This is a genomic window from Micromonospora sp. NPDC049044 (assembly GCF_040649215.1).
Lineage (GTDB): Bacteria > Actinomycetota > Actinomycetes > Mycobacteriales > Micromonosporaceae > Micromonospora.
In genome coordinates, this window is the sequence record NZ_JBEZFA010000043.1 from 1 (window position 1) to 19,432 (window position 19,432).

20 protein-coding genes are annotated in these 19,432 nt (G+C 69.6%); 6 read left to right on the top strand and 14 right to left on the bottom strand.

Annotated elements, in window-relative coordinates:
- Nucleotides 1-283: 283 nt before the first annotated feature.
- The 3 genes from AB0B85_RS27820 to AB0B85_RS27830 form a co-directional block, all read right to left on the bottom strand.
- Entirely contained in the window at nt 284-1,057 is a 774-nt protein-coding gene (locus tag AB0B85_RS27820) for a hypothetical protein (RefSeq protein ID WP_357411920.1), read from the bottom strand.
- Between the two features lie 391 nt (nt 1,058-1,448).
- Nucleotides 1,449-2,201 carry a hypothetical protein gene (locus AB0B85_RS27825; RefSeq protein ID WP_357411921.1) on the bottom strand — a complete coding sequence of 251 codons (753 nt, stop codon included), beginning with the start codon at nt 2,199-2,201 and terminating at the stop codon, nt 1,449-1,451.
- 83 nt (nt 2,202-2,284) lie between these two features.
- Nucleotides 2,285-3,223 (bottom strand): cyclase family protein, encoded by a 939-nt coding sequence (locus AB0B85_RS27830; protein ID WP_357411922.1) that lies wholly within the window; start codon nt 3,221-3,223, stop codon nt 2,285-2,287.
- 233 nt (nt 3,224-3,456) lie between these two features.
- Here AB0B85_RS27830 and AB0B85_RS27835 point away from each other — a divergent pair, with 233 nt between their 5' ends.
- Entirely contained in the window at nt 3,457-4,011 is a 555-nt protein-coding gene (locus AB0B85_RS27835) for a hypothetical protein (protein ID WP_357411923.1), read from the top strand.
- 66 nt (nt 4,012-4,077) lie between these two features.
- Here the strand turns inward: AB0B85_RS27835 and AB0B85_RS27840 are convergent, their stop codons facing one another.
- Together AB0B85_RS27840 and AB0B85_RS27845 are read right to left on the bottom strand one after the other, a co-directional pair.
- Complete coding sequence (locus AB0B85_RS27840; RefSeq protein WP_357411924.1) at nt 4,078-4,641, bottom strand: AAA family ATPase; 564 nt, start codon at nt 4,639-4,641, stop codon at nt 4,078-4,080.
- Between the two features lie 92 nt (nt 4,642-4,733).
- Nucleotides 4,734-5,144 carry a hypothetical protein gene (locus AB0B85_RS27845; protein WP_357411925.1) on the bottom strand — a complete coding sequence of 137 codons (411 nt, stop codon included), beginning with the start codon at nt 5,142-5,144 and terminating at the stop codon, nt 4,734-4,736.
- A 429-nt stretch (nt 5,145-5,573) separates the two neighbouring features.
- Here AB0B85_RS27845 and AB0B85_RS27850 point away from each other — a divergent pair, with 429 nt between their 5' ends.
- The gene (locus tag AB0B85_RS27850) at nt 5,574-5,879 is read left to right on the top strand and encodes a hypothetical protein (RefSeq protein ID WP_357411926.1); all 306 of its coding nucleotides are present in this window, start codon (nt 5,574-5,576) and stop codon (nt 5,877-5,879) included.
- A gap of 124 nt (nt 5,880-6,003) precedes the next feature.
- On the opposite strand, the gene AB0B85_RS27855 is transcribed toward AB0B85_RS27850, so the two are convergent.
- On the bottom strand, nt 6,004-6,597 hold the full coding sequence (locus AB0B85_RS27855) for a lytic polysaccharide monooxygenase (RefSeq protein WP_357411927.1): 594 nt from the start codon (nt 6,595-6,597) through the stop codon (nt 6,004-6,006).
- Nucleotides 6,598-6,979: 382 nt separating this feature from the next.
- Nucleotides 6,980-7,558, bottom strand: a complete 579-nt coding sequence (locus tag AB0B85_RS27860) for a hypothetical protein (protein WP_357411928.1) — start codon at nt 7,556-7,558, stop codon at nt 6,980-6,982.
- Nucleotides 7,559-7,997: 439 nt separating this feature from the next.
- Between AB0B85_RS27860 and AB0B85_RS27865 the strand changes: the two genes are divergently transcribed.
- Nucleotides 7,998-8,801, top strand: a complete 804-nt coding sequence (locus tag AB0B85_RS27865; RefSeq protein ID WP_357411929.1) for a hypothetical protein — start codon at nt 7,998-8,000, stop codon at nt 8,799-8,801.
- Between the two features lie 50 nt (nt 8,802-8,851).
- Here the strand turns inward: AB0B85_RS27865 and AB0B85_RS27870 are convergent, their stop codons facing one another.
- The 3 genes from AB0B85_RS27870 to AB0B85_RS27880 form a co-directional block, all read right to left on the bottom strand.
- Nucleotides 8,852-9,991 (bottom strand): glycosyl hydrolase 53 family protein, encoded by a 1,140-nt coding sequence (locus tag AB0B85_RS27870; RefSeq protein WP_357411930.1) that lies wholly within the window; start codon nt 9,989-9,991, stop codon nt 8,852-8,854.
- A gap of 38 nt (nt 9,992-10,029) precedes the next feature.
- Entirely contained in the window at nt 10,030-10,893 is an 864-nt protein-coding gene (locus AB0B85_RS27875) for a cellulose binding domain-containing protein (RefSeq protein WP_357411931.1), read from the bottom strand.
- 204 nt (nt 10,894-11,097) lie between these two features.
- Entirely contained in the window at nt 11,098-11,808 is a 711-nt protein-coding gene (locus AB0B85_RS27880) for an alpha/beta hydrolase (RefSeq protein ID WP_357411932.1), read from the bottom strand.
- A 238-nt stretch (nt 11,809-12,046) separates the two neighbouring features.
- Here AB0B85_RS27880 and AB0B85_RS27885 point away from each other — a divergent pair, with 238 nt between their 5' ends.
- Entirely contained in the window at nt 12,047-12,655 is a 609-nt protein-coding gene (locus AB0B85_RS27885) for a TetR/AcrR family transcriptional regulator (RefSeq protein ID WP_357411933.1), read from the top strand.
- Between the two features lie 110 nt (nt 12,656-12,765).
- Here the strand turns inward: AB0B85_RS27885 and AB0B85_RS27890 are convergent, their stop codons facing one another.
- From AB0B85_RS27890 to AB0B85_RS27905, 4 genes are all read right to left on the bottom strand, one after another.
- Entirely contained in the window at nt 12,766-14,205 is a 1,440-nt protein-coding gene (locus AB0B85_RS27890; protein ID WP_357411934.1) for an NAD(P)/FAD-dependent oxidoreductase, read from the bottom strand.
- A 1-nt stretch (nt 14,206) separates the two neighbouring features.
- Nucleotides 14,207-14,764 (bottom strand): hypothetical protein, encoded by a 558-nt coding sequence (locus AB0B85_RS27895; RefSeq protein WP_357411935.1) that lies wholly within the window; start codon nt 14,762-14,764, stop codon nt 14,207-14,209.
- Between the two features lie 76 nt (nt 14,765-14,840).
- Complete coding sequence (locus AB0B85_RS27900) at nt 14,841-15,140, bottom strand: hypothetical protein (RefSeq protein ID WP_357411936.1); 300 nt, start codon at nt 15,138-15,140, stop codon at nt 14,841-14,843.
- 249 nt (nt 15,141-15,389) lie between these two features.
- On the bottom strand, nt 15,390-17,936 hold the full coding sequence (locus AB0B85_RS27905; protein WP_357411977.1) for an FtsX-like permease family protein: 2,547 nt from the start codon (nt 17,934-17,936) through the stop codon (nt 15,390-15,392).
- Between the two features lie 579 nt (nt 17,937-18,515).
- Between AB0B85_RS27905 and AB0B85_RS27910 the strand changes: the two genes are divergently transcribed.
- Together AB0B85_RS27910 and AB0B85_RS27915 are read left to right on the top strand one after the other, a co-directional pair.
- Nucleotides 18,516-19,049: an MFS transporter gene (locus AB0B85_RS27910; RefSeq protein WP_357411937.1), complete on the top strand. Its 534-nt coding sequence runs from the start codon at nt 18,516-18,518 to the stop codon at nt 19,047-19,049.
- On the top strand, nt 19,007-19,375 hold the full coding sequence (locus AB0B85_RS27915) for an MFS transporter (RefSeq protein ID WP_357411938.1): 369 nt from the start codon (nt 19,007-19,009) through the stop codon (nt 19,373-19,375). The genes AB0B85_RS27910 and AB0B85_RS27915 overlap by 43 nt, the downstream gene beginning before the upstream one ends.
- Nucleotides 19,376-19,432 lie beyond the last annotated feature (57 nt).

Consider the following 19,432-nt stretch of genomic DNA (forward strand, 5'->3'; position numbering starts at 1 on the left):
ATTGACCGCATTGTCGGTGATCGAAAACTTCGCACCCATCCGAAGCCCCTCCCGTGAACTCGACCCACAGTCACTCGAACATAGACACCCAACGAACTTCCCGCCCTACCCGAGTCGCATATCTCGCACAATCTGCGCGACCAGGCCAAGAACGATCTCCCGCGTGCCGCTCGCGATGCCTTTAAAGGATCTTGGGGGTGGACGACGCGCCGCTGCCGAAGCCGCTCATATCGGCCGGCCACGGCGGCCCAGATAGCGGGCCGCCGTGACACCTGCGCGGGACTCAGCAGCCGAGCCTCCTGGTGGAGAGCGCGACGTCGTCGATCCAGAGGTCGAACTCACCCGGAGTGGTGCCACCCTGGTAGAGCTGCCAACCGATCTTCACGGTGTTCACCGTCGGCAGCACGAAGGGCACGTCGTTGCCGCCATGCTCGGTCGTGGAAGCGGTCAACTCCGGGTTCGCCACGCCGTCGATCCACACCGAGACGCGGTTGTCCGTCGGGTCGAGTTTCCACTCGAAGCACTGCCAGGTGTCCTCGGTGACCGGGGCGGACTCCCGCCAGTTTGTCCAGTCGCCGGTCGGGCCGCCGTCGGCGCCCACCCCCCAGAAGGTTCCGGGGACAGTGGGTGCGTACTGACCGCCGACGGGACGGACGACCTCCGGGCTGCCGGTGCCGGTCGCCTCCACCAGTGTGAAGTGCGCCCAGTCGGGGGCGGTGGGGAAGGCGTCGACGCGCAGCCGCATCCGGCCGTAGAAGCGGTTGCCCGGCGCGGCGAAATCGTCGACGCGCAGGAAGGCCCGCCCGTTGTCCACAGTGTGGATGTGCAGCACCTGGTTGCCGCGGCGGGCACGCTCGACGGTGAGAGTGCCGTTGCGCGTGTCGACGCCCCAGTCCAGGGTGCTGGCCCCGCCCGGCGGCAGCCGCTCGAAGTCTTCGCAGAAGAGCAGGCCACGGGTACACGAACGCGGGGAGACACCGGACGCGGCGGCCGGGACGCTGCCGGCAGCGGTGCCGAGGATCAGGGCGGCGGTGCACACCGCGAGGAAACGGCGCATGGTCATCCTCCATGACGTGGGGCCCTCCCGCGGGCGGGCGGGGCCAGAGTGCGTTCCCCGAACATCCCGATCGCTGCTCACCGCGTCGCCGATCTCGATGCGTCGGCACGGCGGCGGGGTGGGCGTCTCGGTGTCGGGGGAATACGGGGCGGGGACACGTACGACCGGCACCTGCCCGTCGTCGTGACAGTGGCCCGGCGATGCGGCGTCGTGCGCCGAAGTGGCGCGACGCCGGCACTGCACTGCTCCCGTGCTACCCGTTTCCAGCACGGTTGCCCCCGTGCCGCGGCGATGCGAGCCATTCCAGCACACTCGCAGCCGATCCAGCAATATCGACTAGTGTCGCTACCTCATCGCCTCTGTGCCGTGCTCGGCGAAGCGCCGCCCGGCGTCACCCCGGCCAGTCCACCGTCTCGAGGACGGGATTGCTCCGGACCGCCTCGATCAGGGGCGTGGGTCCGCTGACCCTGGTGCCCTGCAGGTCGTAGTCCGTCCAGACGAACCAGGACCGGTCGGTGGGCCACAGATTCGTCGGGGAGAACAGGTAGCTGCCGCCGCGCTCCTCGAGCAGTTCGGGAACTGCCGACAACGGCCCGCGCCACACGTGGACGTGGTCGTAGTCGTTGGCTGGCAGGGACGCGAAGAAGGCGACGCAGTCAGTGCCCGACCCGTCGACCGAGTGCCGGCACAGGGTGTCCAGCAGGGCCGTGAGGCTCTCCTCGTCCAGGGAACCTTCGGGTGGCGGCTGGACGGCGACCGGCCAACTCTGGTGCGGGAACCAGCGGTGGCATGGCGGGTATCGCGGATCTGGTGCCTGTCCCGGTTGCTGCGACCAGAGCACGCGACGCCAGGCGCTTCCCGGCCGGACGACGAAGCCCAGCGGCGTACCGGTGTCGATGGTGCCATCGTCGAGGTCCACCCCGCCGACGATCAGCGGCGCGAGGTCGCCCGATTCGAGCCCGCGGCGGCGCACCTCATGGTGCGTGCCCCGCCCGGCGTGGCTGGCGTTCTCGTACATGGCGTGCAGAATCCACGTCGACGCCCCCCACCCGGCGGGAGCGTAGCCGGTGTGCGTCTCGTGCTCGGGCCGGCCGGCGAGCCAGGCCAACAGGGCGGCTGGGTCTTCCACGCGCTTCATCGACACGGTGCCATCGTCGCGCACCTGCCAGTCCGACGTGCGCGCTGCCTCCGGCGAGGACCGCTCGCGGCCCCCGCCGGGAGATGGATTCAGAAGGTGGCGATGGGGTTGACCGGGCTGCCCGAGGTGCCGGCGAAGCGGACCGGCGCGACCGCCAGGTGGAAGTCCCACTGACCGAGCTGGGCAGCTGTGCTCGCGCACGCCTCCAGGTCGCAGTTGTCGAGCAGCCACAGGCCCATCGCGACGAGACTCACCGCGTGCACCGGCATCAACACGTCGTCGTACCCCGACGGCTGAACGTCCTGGGGCGTGTCGGCGCCAATCAGCGCGACCTGCCGTTCGTGCAGCCACGGCAGGCAGGACGCGTGCCAGCCGGCCTGCGTGAGACCGATGGCCGCACCGGTCTCGTGCCGCGAGCGGCCGAATCCGGTCCGTAGGAGCACCGCGTCCCCGGGTCGTACCCGCACCCCCTGGCGGCGCTCGGCGGCCTCCAGGTCAGCGGGGAAAACCCCCTCCCCCGGCTCCAGCCACGGCACACCGCGGACCGCCGCGACGTCAAGCAGGACGCCCCGGGTGACGATCCCGTCCGCCGCCGCCGTGACGGCTGCCCACGCCGATCCCGCAGCGGCGTCGACAGACGAATGCGACCGCCCGTTGTACATCGCGCCGTCCCAGAAGATGTGGCACGGCGAGTCGACGTGGGTGAGGGTGTTGCCGTGGAACGTGAGGCCGAGCCGTTCGGACGAGAAACCCCAACGCCGGTCGGCGTGGAAGGCGGGCACCGGGATGTTCTCGGCACCCGGCATGTCGGCGGCGCAGGGGCACGTCGTCGTCGACCGTTCCATGTCCTGCGGCACGGTGATGTCCCACGCGCACGACACGCTCCGGCCGTGCCGGACCGCCCGCGCCGCCGCCAGCCGGACGTCGTCGGTGATGTGGTTGAGCGTCCCGCGCTCGTCGTCGTCGCCCCACCGTCCCCAGTTCGACAGGGTGTCGAAGTAGCCGAGCACGTCGTCTCGGCTGGGCACTGACCGCCCTACCGTCATCCGGGCATCCACTCCTCTGGCCACGCGGGTCGAGGCGTCGCAGGCAGCGGCAGTGTGCCCGCTCACGCACCTTCAACGAGCCGCTGAGCTGGCGTGACAGTACCTCAGTGGGCCAGCGGCAGGTCGGGGCCGGGAAGGACTTGACGCACCGTCGCCCAGCGGCCATGGTCGACATATATCGACAGACTCAGATGTATCGCGACTCGGGAGGACTGATGAAGGCCCTTGTCACCGCCGCCTCGGTTGCGGCCATGCTGCTCCTGACCACGGGCGGCGCGTCCGGCGGCCGGCCGGCGACGGACGCGCCCTGCGCCGGCCAGATCCATCCGAACCCGGGCTTCGAGCACGGCGCCACCGGCTGGACCGCCGGCCCCCGCATCGTCGTGGTCGGCGACGCGACCCGACCCGCACACACCGGACGCGGGTACGCCACCTTCGCCGGACTGGACGTGACGCGGGGCGACCTGCTGCGCACCACCGCAACGGTGCCGGCCAACTGTGACCTGACGGTCCGCTTCTGGGTCCGGACCCTCACCACCGAGACCAGCCGCAGCGACTACCTGAACGTCGGGCTGGCTGTCACCGGGATCCCCCCGAAGACCAGGTTCTCGCTGGCCTTCGACGGCGGCGCGCAGTGGCGGCAGTACACGATGGCGACCGGGACGGCGACGACCGAGCGCACCGCGACCGTCAGTTTCGTCGCCAGCGAGACCGCCGGCAACGGCGCCACCGCCTTCGACGTGGACGACGTGACGTTCACGTTGAGCTGACCGCGGTGTGGCCCCCGCCGGGACGCCCCTTCGGCAGCACGGTGGGAGCCGAGGTGAGCGCGGCGCTCAGGTCCAGGCTCTTCCGGCCCGCACCCAGGCGTCCTGGTCCACCGGGGTAGGGCCTTGACGCAGCCACGTGTTGATGCGCTGCGCGTGCTCCTCGGGGGTCCCCGCGGACGACTCCACCCGGAGTGCGCCGTCGAAGTAGCGGAACGCCTCCGCGCGCTCGCGGACGAGCGCTTCGTCGAGATCCGTGGCTTGGTGGCGCTCCCGGAATCGGCTCGCAGCGTCGTCGGGAGTCACGAGGAACTCGACGACCCAGAGCGGCGCGGCGGAGCCGGCCAATGCTTCCACCAGGCTGGCTCGCTGGTCACGGCGAGCGTAGGTGCATTCGAGGAGTACGGTCTCTCCGCGATCGACAAGCATCCGGGCGAGGAGATGCGCGCCTGCGTACGCGTGCATGCGGTCGTCACGATTCCGGTCGGATTCGGGGAAGAGGAGGTCGAACAGGGAGTCCACCTCCAGGTGGACCCGACCTGAGTAGGCGCGTTCCTTGGCCAGTACCTGTCGGGCAGTGGTCTTGCCCGAGCACGGTGGGCCGGACAGCACGACGATCCCGTTGCCTGTCATGTTCCTCGCGGTTTCCGACGTTCGAAAGGCGAGCACGGTCCGGCAGGCCCGGAGAACGTCAGAATCCGGAACCACTGTCCCTACGACAACCCTCACGGCACGGGTGCCTGTCGCACCTGGGGCAACCCGTCCGCCGTCACCATGACCGTCACCTGCACCTCAGGCGACGGCGAGCTGTCGGTGCTGTCCCGCAGCGACCGGTGCACCGGGCACTCGCACGACGGCCGCAGCGCGTCCGGGCAGCTGGCGAGCGCGGCCTTCAACCGTCGCACCCCGTCGACGGCGACCCACCAGGACCAGGCCATGTCCCACGGCTCCTCCCACGGCATGTGGAAACAGTCATGGTCAAAGCGCACGAGGCGGCCGGTCTCGCACTGCGGACAGGCGGACAGGCTGGTCCAGCGGTGGTTGATCTGGTGTCCGGAGGTGCCGTGCGGGACGCCCCAGCTGTCGATTCGCACCAGGACCCGATCCTCCACCCGGCAGGTGGTGCAGACGCTCACGGCCGACCCTCCCCGCTCTCGTACGACCACCACATCGTAGAGATCGACAGCACTGGTCACGGCCCCGCCGATGGCCGGACGGCTGGTTCCAGGAGGTGCGGGAGCCGGTCTCACGGTCATCGAGATCACCGGCCGCGCAGGTACTTGAGCACCTCCAGGGCGAGTGTCATGGTCCCGCCGACGGCCACGCCTCCCCCGACCACCGCCGACGAAAAATCCACTCCACTGTGGTGGAGCAGTGCGGCCGTGATGATTCCGACGCCACTGGCAACCACGATGGCGGATCGGTCGCGACCCGCCGCCGACGTTCCTCCTCGCGAAACGCCGTCCGGGGGTACGCACTGTCCAGCCGACCGGCGGCCTGCTCGTCGTCGCGTAGCACTGGACCGCCCTGGCGCCCCGATTGCGCGCCGGTGGTTGGATGTGCCAATGGGTCCGTGGGAAGTAGCGTTTCTCGTCATCGCCATTGTCGGGTCGGTCGCGGCTGCGGTCGGAGCCGCGTCCCAGGAGAAGCGCCGCTCGGCGATGCAACTCGCGGCCGTCCAGCGCAAGCTCGATCTGATAATGGACCACCTCGGCATCGCCGAGCCGATGGACCCGGAAGTCGTCCGGCATCTCAAGAGCGGCCAGACGATTCATGCTGTTCGCGCCTACCGCAACCAGACCGGTGCCAGCCTGGTCGAGGCGAAGCAGGCGGTGGACCGGCTCGCCCGCGAACTCCACCTCGAGCGGTGACGCCGCGGTCGTCCGAAGAGCGACGACAGTAGGGGCCTGGTGACCCAACGGTCAGCGGCACTGCTCCGGCCCAGGGCGTTGGAGTCCTGGGCCGGGGCAGTGCCGCGGTTGTCGCTCCTGTCGATCAGCTGATGGTGATGTCGCTGCACCACATGTAGGTCTGGTCCAGGTGGGACGCCCGCCAGATCACGAACAGGATGTGGTTTCCGCTGCGCCCGGAGGTCGAGACGTTGAACGAGATGTTCTGCGCCGGCGCGTAGCGCCCGGTCGTGGCGACCAGGTCAAGGTTGCCCCATCCGAGCCGCTGGGTGCTCGGGTTGAACCCCTGCTTGGTGACGTAGACCCGGAAGTAGTCGGCACCGTGGCTGGCCTGGTCGTACAGCTGGACCGTGAAGCTACGGCTGACGGGCGTCGACTTCCACGCACCCGGCTGGTTCACCGAGTCGTTCCTGGACAGGCCGTTGCTGCACAGTTGCCCGTCCGGGGTACGGGCTTCGTACTGACCGGCGAGGCCGTCGCGCAGCTGGCTCATCCAGTTCCACATGGTGTCGGGGTTGGCCTGGAACGCCTGCCAGCACATGGGGTCCTGTTGCTGCATTGCCGGGTTCATGTGCTGGTTGCCCCAGGTCTTCCAGCACTGATAGGCGCGACTCGCCGGGTTGATGATGGTGCCGTGCGCCTGGGCCGCCCCGGTGAAGGGCAGCGTGCCAACCACCATGGCGAACAGCAGGACGAGCGCTTGGAGGGATCGACGGACGGTTGACCGGGATCGTCCGCCGGATAGATCGGACGTGTGTGGACGCACTGTTCATCCTCCGCTCTTCGGTACTAAAGATCACAATGGGAACGCTCCCAAACCAACTGTTACATCGATGTCTGTAAATATCAATGTTGATCTGTCTAATTTCGGACGCGGCCAAAGGCCCCCGCCTCGACGGCGCCGCGCGGATGGGCCCGCACCGGCGCACCGGTTCACAACTGTCGAAGGGCCAGATACGGGCCGGCCTGCGGTGCCACAGGCCCGGATCCGACGCCCGGGTGGGCGCGGGAGTGACCGCCCGGCTTTGCCAGAGCCCAACCCCGGCGTCGTACCGGCGGCGTCAGAGCCCGGCCGCGGCGTCGTACCGGCGGCGCTGGTCGGCCATCTCCGACTCGGCAAGCGCCTCCTTGAGCGCCAACTCCTCGTACTTGTCCGGGAACATCTGCCGCAGCCGGTCGACGAACCTGACGTCAGCGGTCGCCTCGACCACCTGAATGCCCGGCGGATCGGTGGACATGTCCATGATCACCGGGCCGGCCAGCTTGACCGCGACGTCCCAGGGACGCCCCCGCTCGGCGACCCCGCACAGGTGGAATCCGTACACCGTCCGCACGTCGGCGAGCGCTGTCGCCTCGGCCGGCTCGTAGCCGTACACGCGCACCCCGCAGATCACCGGAGGCTTCTCCGCGGTGGCCGCCTGCTGGGCATCGTGCCCGGCGTGGTTGTGCTGGCCCGGGTCCACCTGTTCGAGCGTGGTACGCATCCGGGCCACGATCTGCGTCTGCAGATCCGCCGGCTTCGTCTCCGGGTCGGTCCGGTTGACGAGGACGACAGCGCCGGCCGACACCGCCAGCAGGATCACCGCCACCCACACCAAGCGGTGCCGGTACCAACCCACGAGACTCTCTCGGGAAATCATGACTGCTTCTCACCTCGTCGCCGGTTCTGCACGCTGGCGGACCGAATCGGACGGCCCCGGGCTGTCGAACGTCGAACGCGTCGGCCGACGAGGACACGGACCGGGGGCTACGTACGGCGGGCGCGGATGGCGGCCTGGCAGTGTGCCCGCCGCCCTGAAGATGACCCGGCGATGCGATGCGCGAGCGCCCGCCACGGCGACGCCGCTGCTGGCACTGCGCTGCTCCCGTGCTTGCCGTTCCCAGCGCGGTTGCCCCCGCGCTGCGGCGATATGAGCCATTCCAACACGTCTGGACGCACTCTCGCAACATTGACGAGCGTCAGCGCGGGTACGGATCACCGCGTTCCGGGCCGCCTGGGCCGAGGGCATCAAGCTCGCGCCCGGCCGCTTCCAGGTGCGTTTCCCCCAGGTGGGTGCCGGCTCGCGGGGCGTGCCGCACGTGACGCCGGTGAACCGGACCGGGCACTACTGCGAGGTGGTTCGCTGGTTCCAGTCCGGCGCCGACGAGATCGTCGACGTGCAGTGCCACCGGCCGGGCGGCACCCGCGAGGACACCCCGTTCACCGTGCTCTGGACGACCAGCTCGGGCGTGCTGCCCGCCGGCACGTCCCACGCGTACGTGCAGTGGGGTGGCGGCGTGGTGGCGCAGTCGTACAACTCCACGGGCGTGGTGAACACTGTCGGGCCGCTGGGCGTCGGGCAGTACCTGGTGCGGCTGCCCGGGGTGGGGCTGGGCGGGGTGCTCGCCGGAAACGTGCAGGTCACCGCCGGGCAACCAAACGCCGGGCCGCGCCGGTGCAAGGTCTACTCCTGGAGCGCCGTCGGCACCGACGTGCAGGTGTACGTCTTCTGCTACAACCAGGCCGGCGCGTTCATCGACACCGACTTCACCCTCTCGTACCACCGTCGGCGGCCGGTGATCGGCTCCCTCGCCCCACCGTCGTACTTCGGTTATCTGGGTACCGCCGTCGGCGGTCCGACAAACGATAATTCGGTCCTCGGGGTCGGTGCGAACACTGTGGCGCCGCTGGCGCCCGCAGGCCGCTACCTGGCGACCTTCCCGCAGGTCGGCCTCAAGGAGACGCACGTCCAGGTGGTCGCCCAGGGGGCCGGAAGTAACTACTGCCACCTCACCCAGCCCTGGCCGTACACCACGAACGCCGACGTCGACGTGATCTGTTTCGACAACGCCGGCGTGGTCACCCCACACCGCTTCCTGGCCACCTTCACCTCCCGGCTCTGACCCCGGGCCGAACCGGCGGTGGTCGTCCACCGGTCACCGCCGGGTGCGGGTCAGGGCGTCCAGCGCACGCCGGGGTTCACCCGCCCGAACCAGTCGAAGACGGCCATGTTGTCCCACTGGTTTCCGGTGCCGTTGATGTTGGCCGGGTCCCAGCCGTTGCCGTTGATGGCGTACCAGGTTGGTTCCCAGTAGAAGACGCCGATCGCTCCCGCGTTGCGGGCCGTGTTCTGCACCCAGTCGAACTCCTGGGCCTGCCCGGACCAGGTCGCGCTGATGCCGTCACAGGTCGCGTCGCCGATGGCGTTCGGCTCGCTGTCGGCGTTGTTCCGGGTGAAGGGGTACGCGGTCTCCGCGATCACCACCGGCTTACCGTACCGGCCGCGTAGGTCGACGATGTTGTTGTAGAGGTTCGCCAGGGTGCCGTGCCACACGCAGTAGTACGACAGGGCGGTGATGTCCCACTGCACACCCTGGGCGCGGATACCGTCGTAGAACCACCTGGCGTTGGCGTTGCTGTCGCCGTTTGCGGTGTGGATCATCACCGGGATGCCGCCGCCGCACGCCTTCGTCGCGTTGTAACCCTGCTTCAGCAGGCCGGCCAGCGGGGCGAAGTCGTTGTTGACGACCTTGCCCTCGTTCCACAGCATCCCGACGTTGATCTCGTTGCCGATCTGCACACTGTCCGGTGGGGTGCCCTGCTGGCTGAGGCTGGAGCAGACGTCGTACGTGAAGGTGTACACGTCGGTACGCAACTGGCTCAGGGTGTGGCCGGCCCAGGCAGCCGGCTTGTACTGCTTGCCGGGGTCGGCCCAGGTGTCGGAGTAGTGGAAGTCGATGAGCACCTTGAGGCCCTTCGCCCTGGCCGCCCGCGCCTGGGCCAACACCCTGCTCTTGTTGTTGTAGCCGCTGCTCGGGTTGTTCCAGACCCGCAGTCGGACGTAGTTGACGCCGACGGACTTCAGGATGTCGAGCGGGTCGCGGGCGACGCCACCGGCGTCGTAGTACCTGGCACCCAGGTCCAGGCTGCGCTGCAACGAGGAGACGTCGGCCCCCCGCATACTGAGCGTGTTCGCGGCGGCGGCGGGCGCGGTGGTGCCACCGAGGGTGGCGCCGGCGGTGAGGATGCCGGCCGTGACCGCCCCGAGCAGGGCCCTGCGTCGACGGTGGGGTGTGGTCGAAGAGGTGTTCACGCGACTCCTTCTCGGGCGGGGGACGGGCCGGGCCACGATCAGCCCACCGTGCAGGCGGCACCGTTGAGCGAGAAGCTGGTCGGCGGCGCGGCACTGGCGCTCCACCGCCCCTGTACGCCGAAGCTCGCGGAGCCGTTCGGCGCCAGGGCCCGGTTCCAGTCGACGTTGCCGGCGGTGACTGTGGCGCCGGTCTGGTTGAGCGTGGCGTTCCACCCCGAGGTGATCTGCTGGTCGCCGGGGAAGCCGAAGGTGACAGTCCAGCCGTCGATGGGCGCCGCCCCGACGTTCTCGACAGTCAGGGTGGCCACGAAACCGCCAGGCCACTCGGACTGGTTGCGGTAGGTCACCCGGCAGGTCGAGGGCGACGGCGTGTCCGTCACCGGGATGACCACGGTCAGGGTGGCCGTCGAGGTCGAGCGGTGTCCGAGGGTGTCCCGGGCGGTCATCCGGAAGAGGTACTCCAGGCCCGGGCGGAAGTAGCCGGTGATCGTGGTGGTGGTGACGGCCCCGACGCTGGCGGTGTAGACGACATCGTCAAGCACCTGGTAGTACGTGATGTCGTAGCCGGTGATGGCACAACAGCCGGGCGTGGCGGCCGTCCAGGTGAGGGTGACCGACCCGCTCCGGACCTCGCTGGCGGCCAGGTTCGTGGGCGCGCTCGGCGGGAAGGGCGAGGTGCCCGGCGTGCTCGGCACCGTCGGCGGCGTGGTCGCGTTGGGCGCTGCGACGGCCGCTGGGGCCCCGCCGGGCGTCGGGGCGATTCCCGGGTACGCCACGGTGCCGGCAGCGGCCATCGGTACGGTGGCCAGTGCGGTGGCGAGCACCGCCGCCGACACCACGACGACGGCCAGCGGACCCGGCCGCAGACGGCGGAACAGCGAGGACGAACAGACGCCTGTCATAGGTCGACGATGCGACAGGCACATCGATGATCGCCAACGTGTCTCACGCCTCGGCCAGCCAGATCTCGGGCGGGACCGCCTCCACGGCGTCCGGCTCGCGCTGCACGCGTTCGCGCCGTGCGGGCGCGGCACCCAGCCCTGGGAACGAGATTCCCCGCCCTCGCGACGTTCAGGATCGCGGGCCTGACCCGTTGGGCGGAACAGCTAACGCGCGGTGGCGCGGGCGGCGGTGTCGACGAGGTCTGCGACCGCGCCGGGTTGCGAGACTGCCACAGCGTGGGAGGCGGCGACCTCCACTGTCGTGGATCCCGCCCGCTCTGCCAGGAAACGCTGCAGGTCCGGCGGAATGCCCTGGTCCTGCGTGCTGATCAGGGTCCAGGAGGGGATCGACTTCCAGGCGGCCTTGGTCACATTCTCCTCCTGGGCACTCGCTGAGGCGGGCCGCTGCGTTACCGCCATGATTTCGGCGGTCGCGGGGTCGACGTCGGCGGCGAACACCTCCGGGAACTTGTCCTGCAGGATGTACTGATCCATTGTCGTGCCACCGTCGTCGGCAGGGATCGGCACCATCTTGATGGCGGAGGTGAGTTGACTTCCGGGGTGTTTGACGAGCAACCCGACCACACTCTCGCCCACGTCCGGGCTGACGCTGGCGACGTACACCAGAGCCTTGACGTTGGACGCACCGTCCGCGGCCTCGGTCATGACCACCCCTCCGTAGGATTGGGCGGCCATCACGACTGGTCCGAGCAGGCTGTCCAGAAGAGCGCGAATGTAAGCGGCGTCCTTCTGCACGCCGCGCAGCGGATTAGCGACGGCAATGACCGGGTAGCCCCGCCGCTTGAGGTTGGCAATCACCCCACTCCAACTCGACGAGTCGGCGAATGCCCCGTGGATCAGCACGATTGTCGGCATTCCTGCATGTTGGGCAGTCATGTCTGGAGCAGAGCTCATCTGGAATTCCTTTCGAGAGGCCTCGCCGCCCGCTGCGTGTGATACGCGGACCGGATCGACAAGGCCGGTCGACGGAGCAGGTATCCGGCAGCTCGCCCAGTCAGCGATCCCGGCGGCCGGCACCCGACCCGGAGCGCGCGGACAACTCGACGCCGCGCGCCCGGTCCAGACCGAACGTTCTATTCGCTACGATGGTCGGGTGACGCGCGACGAACCCGATGCCCGGCCCTCTGCGGCACGACTCCGGCTTCTTCAGACGGCGACCAGGATCTTCTACGCCGAGGGCATTCACTCCGTCGGCGTCGACCGGATCATCGCCGAGGCGAAGGTGACCAGGGCCACCTTCTATCGGCACTTTCCCAGCAAGGACGACCTCATCCTGGCCTACCTGCGTGAGGTACAGCAGATGGAGCGCGGCATTGTCGACCAGGCAGTCGCCGCCAATCGATCCTCCGCCGATCCCCTTCTGGCCATCGCCGGTTCCATCGCTCAGAACATCCAGTCCCCCGGGTTCCGTGGATGCGCGTTCCTGAACGCCGCAGCGGAATATCCCGACCCGAACCATCCCGTGCACCAGGAACTCATGGCCCACCGGCAATGGTTCCTGGACACCATCACCACCCTCATGGCACAGGTCCACGAAGGAACGGCGGATCCTGCGGCGCGCCACTTCGTGATGCTGCGCGACGGTGCCATGGCGGCCGGATGCCTCTCCGACCCCACGCTCGTCTCCGAGACCTTCCTGCGTGGTGTCGAAGGGCTCCTCAGAATCAACTCCGAGCGTCAGTCGACAGAGTCGGCCCGTTAGCCCCAGCGCGACAGCCCTTCAGCCACGGCAGGGGCAACGAGCCGACTTCGTCCTCTTCTCGGCGCAGCGACGCTCCGCCGGCGAGCACGCCCGTCGGCGTACGGCTCAGGTCAGCGGCCGTACGCCTCCAGCAGGCGTAGCCACACCTCGCTGACCGTCGGGTACGCGGGCACCGCGTGCCACAGCCGCTCCAGGGGCACCTCGCCGACGATGGCGATCGTCGCGGCGTGGATCAGTTCCGCGACGTCCGGACCGACGAGGGTGAAGCCCACGATGACGTGCCGGTCCTCGTCCACGACCATCCGGGCGTGCCCCTGGTAGCCGTCGGCGTGCAGCGCGGATCCGGCGACGGCGGCCAGGTCGTAGTCGACCACCCGGATCCGCAGCCCGGTGGCCGCGGCGTCGGCTGCGGTCAGCCCCACCGACGCGACCTCCGGGTCGGTGAAGACGACCTGCGGCACGGCCCGCTCGTCGGCGGTGGCGACGTGCCGACCCCACGGGCGGTCGTCTGCCGCCTCGCCCCTGGCCCGTGCCACGATGACGTCGCCCACCGCACGCGCCTGGTACTTGCCCTGGTGGGTCAGCAGCGCCCGCCGGTTGACGTCCCCGGCCGCGTACAGCCATCCGGCGCCGACCAACGCCCCTGCGCCGTCGACCACCCGCAGGGTGTCGTCGACGGCGAGCCAGGCACCCGGCGTCAAACCGACCCGGTCGAGGCCCACGTCGTGCGTGTTCGGCGTACGGCCGACCGCGACGAGGATTTCGTCGGCTTCGATCTGCGCACCGTCGGTGAGCACGATGCGCACCGTGCCGTCGCCGTCGCGGCTCACCGACGTGGCCTCGACACCGGGGCGCACCGACACGCCGGCGTTCCGCAGGGCCTGCGTGACCCGTTCACCGACGAAGGGCTCCGCCCGCGTGAGCACTCCGTCCCGCGCGAGCACCGTCACCACCGATCCGAGGCCCGCGTACGCGGTCGCCATCTCCGCGGCCACCACGCCACCACCGATGATCGCGAGCCGGCCGGGAACGTCGCTGGCGGCGGCTGCCGCCCGGCTGGTCCACGGTGCCGCCTCGGGCAGACCGGCGATGTCCGGCACCAGTGCGCTACTTCCGGTAGCGATGACGACCGCGTGTCGGGCGGTGAGCGAGGTCGTGGTGCCGTCCGCGGCGGTCACTTCGACGATCCGGTCGGAGCTGATCCGTCCCTGGCCCCGGTACAGCGCGATGCCGGCTGTGTTGAGCCAGGACACCTGACCGTCGTCCTTCCAGTGCGAGGCGAACTCGTCCCGGCGGCGCAGCACGGCCGCCGCGTCCAGCTCGCCGGTCACCGCCTCGCGCGCTCCGGGCAGCTGACGAGCCGCCCGGAGCGCGGTCTGGCTGCGCAGCAGGGCCTTGGTCGGCATGCAGGCCCAGTACGAGCACTCACCACCCACCAGTTCCCGCTCGACGATCGCGGCGGTCAGGCCGCCCCGCACGACGCGGTCGGCCACGTTCTCCCCCACCGGCCCGGCGCCGATGACGACGACGTCGTACGTGGAGTTCTCCACCTCAGTTTCCCTTCGCGACGCGGCCGAGTCGGATGGCCGCGATGAGGAAGAAGATCGCGCCGGGGATGGCGTAGCCGATCGCGTTGGTGAGCGCGGGGTTGTCCGCGGAGGCAGCCGCGAAGAACGACCCACCGGCGATCACCGAGATGCCACCGCTGATGATCATCGGCCATTGGCCGCCCATCCTGCGGCGGGTGAGGCCCACGATCAGCTGGATCAGCCCGGCCACGACCGCCCAGGCGCCCCAGACGCGCAGGACCGCCGGGATGCCGGACGCGCCGGCGATGCCCAGGCCCACAGCGGCGAGCAGGCTGATCGCGATGTTCAGGTACAGCAGGGTGGGCGATCCGGTGGCCCGGGACGTGCGGACGTCGACGATGGCGGCGGCCACGTCGAAAAGCGGGTAGACCACGAGCAGCGCGGCGGTGAGGGGGTTGAGGTGCTTGGCGAGGGGGAACGTCACGGCAGCCCAGACGATCGCGAAGGCAAAGCGCCCGAAGTACAACCGCCGCAGGGCAGCGGCCGTCGTGGAGATGCCGGGAACGGCAACGGTGGTCATGGTCATCCTTCTGTTGATCGACGAGCGAAGGGACGCCCAGCGGGGGTCGAGCCACCGCCGGGTCGCGACGCGGGTGCTACTCGATGTTCGAGAACAGCCCCGTGATCTCCACCTGAGCGCCCTGGAGGCCGCCGAAGACGGTGCCGGCAACGGGCGTCGCGACTGCGGCGGCGGCGTCCTCGTAGCTGGCGAAGTACAGGTCGAGCGTCCGGTACGCGGGGGTGGGCGAGCTGTCCTCCTTCGGCCACACCTTTGCCGACTCGGTCCGCTGGAGCTTCGGGAGCGTCTCTGCGGCCCGACGCACGTCGGCGTAGACCTTCTCGAACTCGTCGGGGGTGGCCGGATTCCCGATGATCAGGGTGATCTTGGTGGGCATGGCGCTCTCCTTCAGTCACCGCCGTCCACCCGACCTCCGCAGGGTGGAACGAACGTTCTTTCTTAGAGAACCGTAGCCACTCGGATCGCTCCGGTCAAGACCGATCGTTCTATCTCCGTCGGCGACGGCACGGAAGGCGATGCGCCGCACGCCACGACCCCGGGAAGAAGCGCCGTTTCGACAGCACGGCGCGATACGTGTCCGGTTCACCGAATCGACGAGGTGGCCGGCCCGGGGGCGGGCGGTACGTCATGGCGTGGCGATGGCGTCCAGGACGTTGAGCCGGGCTGCGCGCAGCGCGGGGAGGACCGCCGCGAACACGCCGACCACACCGGCTCCCGCAAGGTAGATCGCCATCTGCCCCCAGGGCACGACGAGCTCGCCGATGCCCTCCTCGTCGAGACCCTGCACGGCCGCCGCCCCCAGGACACCTCCGACGACCACACCGAGCAGCGCGCCGAACAGCGAGATGATCACCGCTTCCACCATGATCATCCTTATGGTCTGCGTCCGGTTCAGCCCGACCGCCCGAAGCAGGCCGATCTCCCGCACCCGCTCGATGACCGACAGGGCCTGGGTGTTCACCACACCCAGGATCGCGATGAGGATGGCCAGGCCGAGCAGCATCTGGATCATCAGCCGGATCTGGTCGAGCGACTCGGTCTGCTGATTGGCGAAGCTGGACAGATCGACAACGGAGACCTCTGGATCCTCGGCGAGCAACCCCTCGATCCGCGGCTTGACCTGATCCACCGGCACGTCGTCGGCGAGTTGCACGTACCCGAGCGAGATCGTCGGTGCGCGCAGGTACCGCGCCGCGTCCTCCGGCAGGGCCATTCCACCGGGTAGATCGGATTCCGGGTAGATGCCGGTGACCGTGTACGTCCGCTGCTGCCCCTTGGCGAACTGGACGGTGACCGGGCTGCCAAGCGACAACCCCAGGTCGGTGGCGTGGTCCTGATCCACCACGATGTCCCCGGGCCCGAGCGTCCGCGGATCACCCTGAACCGGGTGCAGCGCGAAGACCTCGGTCAGCGCGCCCAGGTCGTTGATGACCGTCACGTACTGTTGGTCGCCGTTGACAATGGCCTGGTCACGGTAGACCGCTGCCGCCGCCCTCACCCCGGGCAGCGCCGCCACCTCGTCGAACACCTCGGCACGCACACCCGGCTGCTGGAGTCCGGTCTGCTCACCGCGTACCACCAGGTCGGCATGCAGTGACCCGGAGGCCAGCCCACGAATACTCTCCGACGCCGAGCCGAGAACCACGCTGACGGCGGTGATCAGCGCGATCCCCACCATCAGCGCGGCTGACGTGATCGCGGTGCGGCGCGGATTCCGGCCGGCGTTGAGCCGGCCCAGCCGGCCGGGCATGCTGCCGGCGAAGACCGTGCCGAGCAGCGCCACCGCGGGACGGCTGATGACGGGGGTGAGCAGCGAAATCCCGACGAACGACGCGAGCACCCCGAGCAGTACGGCGACGATCGCGCCGGGCACCACATCGGTGAGGCCGAGGACCAGCAGCACCGCGCCGACTCCGCTGATCACGGCACCGGTCGTCGCGAGACGGGTCAACGGCCGGTCCGGCCCGGCGGTGTCCACCATCGCGGCGATCGGCGGGACACGGGAGGCCCGCACCGCCGGAACGATCGCCGCGATCACGGTCACCCCGATGCCCATCCCGAAGGCCGCGGCGACCGCCGACGGCGGCACGCCCAGCCCGGCCAGCGTCAGGCTGCCGCTGTAGCGGCTGACCAGGGACGCCAGCCCGGCGCCGACGCCGACTCCGGCAGCCAGACCGAGCACCGAGGCAACCAGCCCGATGGCTGTCGCCTCCGCCAACACCGAAAGCAGCATCTGCCGGCGGCTGGCGCCGATCGAGCGCAGCAGGGCCATCTCCCGGGTACGTTGGGCGGCGATGATCGAGAACGTGTTGAGGATCAGGAAGAGGCCGACGAACAGCGCGACGGCGGCGAAGCCGAGCAGGATCTGGCCGAAGAACGCCAGCCCGTCCCGGAAGCCCGCAGCGGCCTCGTCGGCCAGGTCAGCACCGGTGCTCACCTGGTATTCGCCGCCGAGCGTCACGCGCACCCGATCGCGAAGCTCGACCGGCTCGACCCCCTCCGCGGCCCGCACGTTGAGTCTGCTGAACACGTCAGCACCGCCGAGCATCAGGCGCTGCGCGACCGGCTCGGTGAAGGCGACAGACATGGTGCCACCGAGGGTGTCCCGCCCGCCGCTGTAGCCGAAGATGCCGACCAGCGTGAAGGCGCGCCGAGGCTCGAGCGTCAACACGTCGATCGAGTCACCGACCGCGAAGCCGCCGGCCTCGGCGAGCGATGCGTTGATCGCCACCTCGTCCGGCGCGAGGGGCCCCCGCCCCTCCCGCAACCTGACAAGCGGGCTCTCCCCGGTCCAGTTCTCGCCGACGCGGGGTGCGCCGACCGACGGGATGACCTTGCCGTTGCCGCCGACCACCCGGACGCCGTCGACCGACACGACACCTGTCACCCTCGCCACGCCGGGCACCGCCGCGACTCTGTCGATCAGGGACGCCGGCACACGTGTCGGCGCCGCACCGCCGTCGACCTCGGCGACGTCCACTGTCGCCGTGCCGGTCACGCCCACATCGGTGTCCGAGTACACCGACGAGAACATCAAGTCGAAGGAGCGGCCCAGGGTGTCGGTGAGGACAAGCGCGCCGGAGACGAAGGCGACCCCGAGGACGACCGCCATGGCGGACATCGCCAGCCGTAGCTTGCGACTCAGCAGGCTTTTCCAGGTGGCCCGAAACATCAGTCGACTACCGCCGTCCGGTCGAGGTGTCATCGAGATGCGTTTCGCCCCCGGGCGGCCCGGGTCGGTCTTCGCGGCTTCAACCTATCGGCGGGCCGGGATTACCGCGTCGACACTGCGGACGATTCCACTGATTCGAAAGTGGAAGCAGAGCCTCAGGGGAATCCCTGATGCGGAATCGCAAAAACCCTGAGGACCACGCCTTCGGCGGCTTGTCGCAATCGGTGGCTGTGCCTGGCCCGGGCGACCGGTCGACTGGGTGTCGCGCATTCGACCGCGCCACACCCTGGGCCCGCCCCGCACCGGGCGTGACCTGCTGCTCGACCGCCGCGCGGGATCGCGCCAGCACCTCCGGCACCGCACCGCCCACAAAGTACGGTACCTTTCCCGAAGGATTTCGACGGACGTCACTCGGCGACCATCGGTCTTGCCACCCCCGTCACCGCATTTGCCACCGAAATCGGAAGCAGGCCATTCCCGGACGACTCTTAGACAGGGCACGGCGACGGGCTGGTGCCGATGAGTCGCGGTTCGCACACCCTGGCGGACACTTGTCGACTCGGAGGGAACAACAGACGGATGTCGTTTGACGTTGGACGCCGGGTGAGCGTTCTGCTTGCCATCGCGCTGTCCGCCTTCATCTTCAACACCACGGAAAACCTGCCGATCGGCCTGCTCAATCTGATGTCGGCCGACCTCGGCGTCTCCCTGCCGGCCGCCGGTTTCCTGGTCACCGGCTACGGTCTCGCCGTCGCCGTCGTGTCGTTGCCGATGGCGCAACTCACCAGGCACCTGCCCCGTCGTTTCGTGCTCGCCGGCGTCCTGGTGGTCCTGGCCGTGGCGACCCTCGGGTCCGTGCTCACCACGTCGTACGGCGTGCTGCTGGGCGCTCGGATCGTTGTGGCAGTGGCGCAGGCGGTGTTCTGGGCCGTCATGGGTTCGGTGGCGGTGGGGCTGTTCGCACCGGAGATACGCGGCCGGGTCCTCGCCGTGACGTCCGTGTGCGGCTCGCTCGCCACCCTGCTCGGCGTGCCTGCCTGGTGCTCGCGGTCTGCGCGCAGACAGCAGCGATGCTGCTGCTCTTCCAGTCAGCGGGCAACCAGGCCCTGGTGATCATCGGCCTCGCCCTGCTCGGCTGTTCCGCCGCACCCATCTTCACGGCCGCCCAGGCCCGCATCCTGCACGTGAGTCCGGGCCGCACGGAGATCGGCTTCGCCGCGAGTTCGGCAGCCTTCAACGTCGGCGTGGCGGCCGGCGCCCTCGTCGGCGGCGCCGCGCTGTCGGCGTTCGGGGTGCGCGGCGCGTTCCTCGTGGGAGCACTGCTGACCCTCGGCACTGTCGCCCTGCTGCTGGGTGAGCCGCTGCTGGCCGGGGGCCGACGCGGAGCGCCTGCCCCCACCAGTCTGCTGAACCCGGGCACTGCTCCCGGGGGCCGGTGAGGGCTGGCTGCGGATTCGGCGCGACCTCGGCGAGCCACCGGGCCGGGTCGTTGTCCT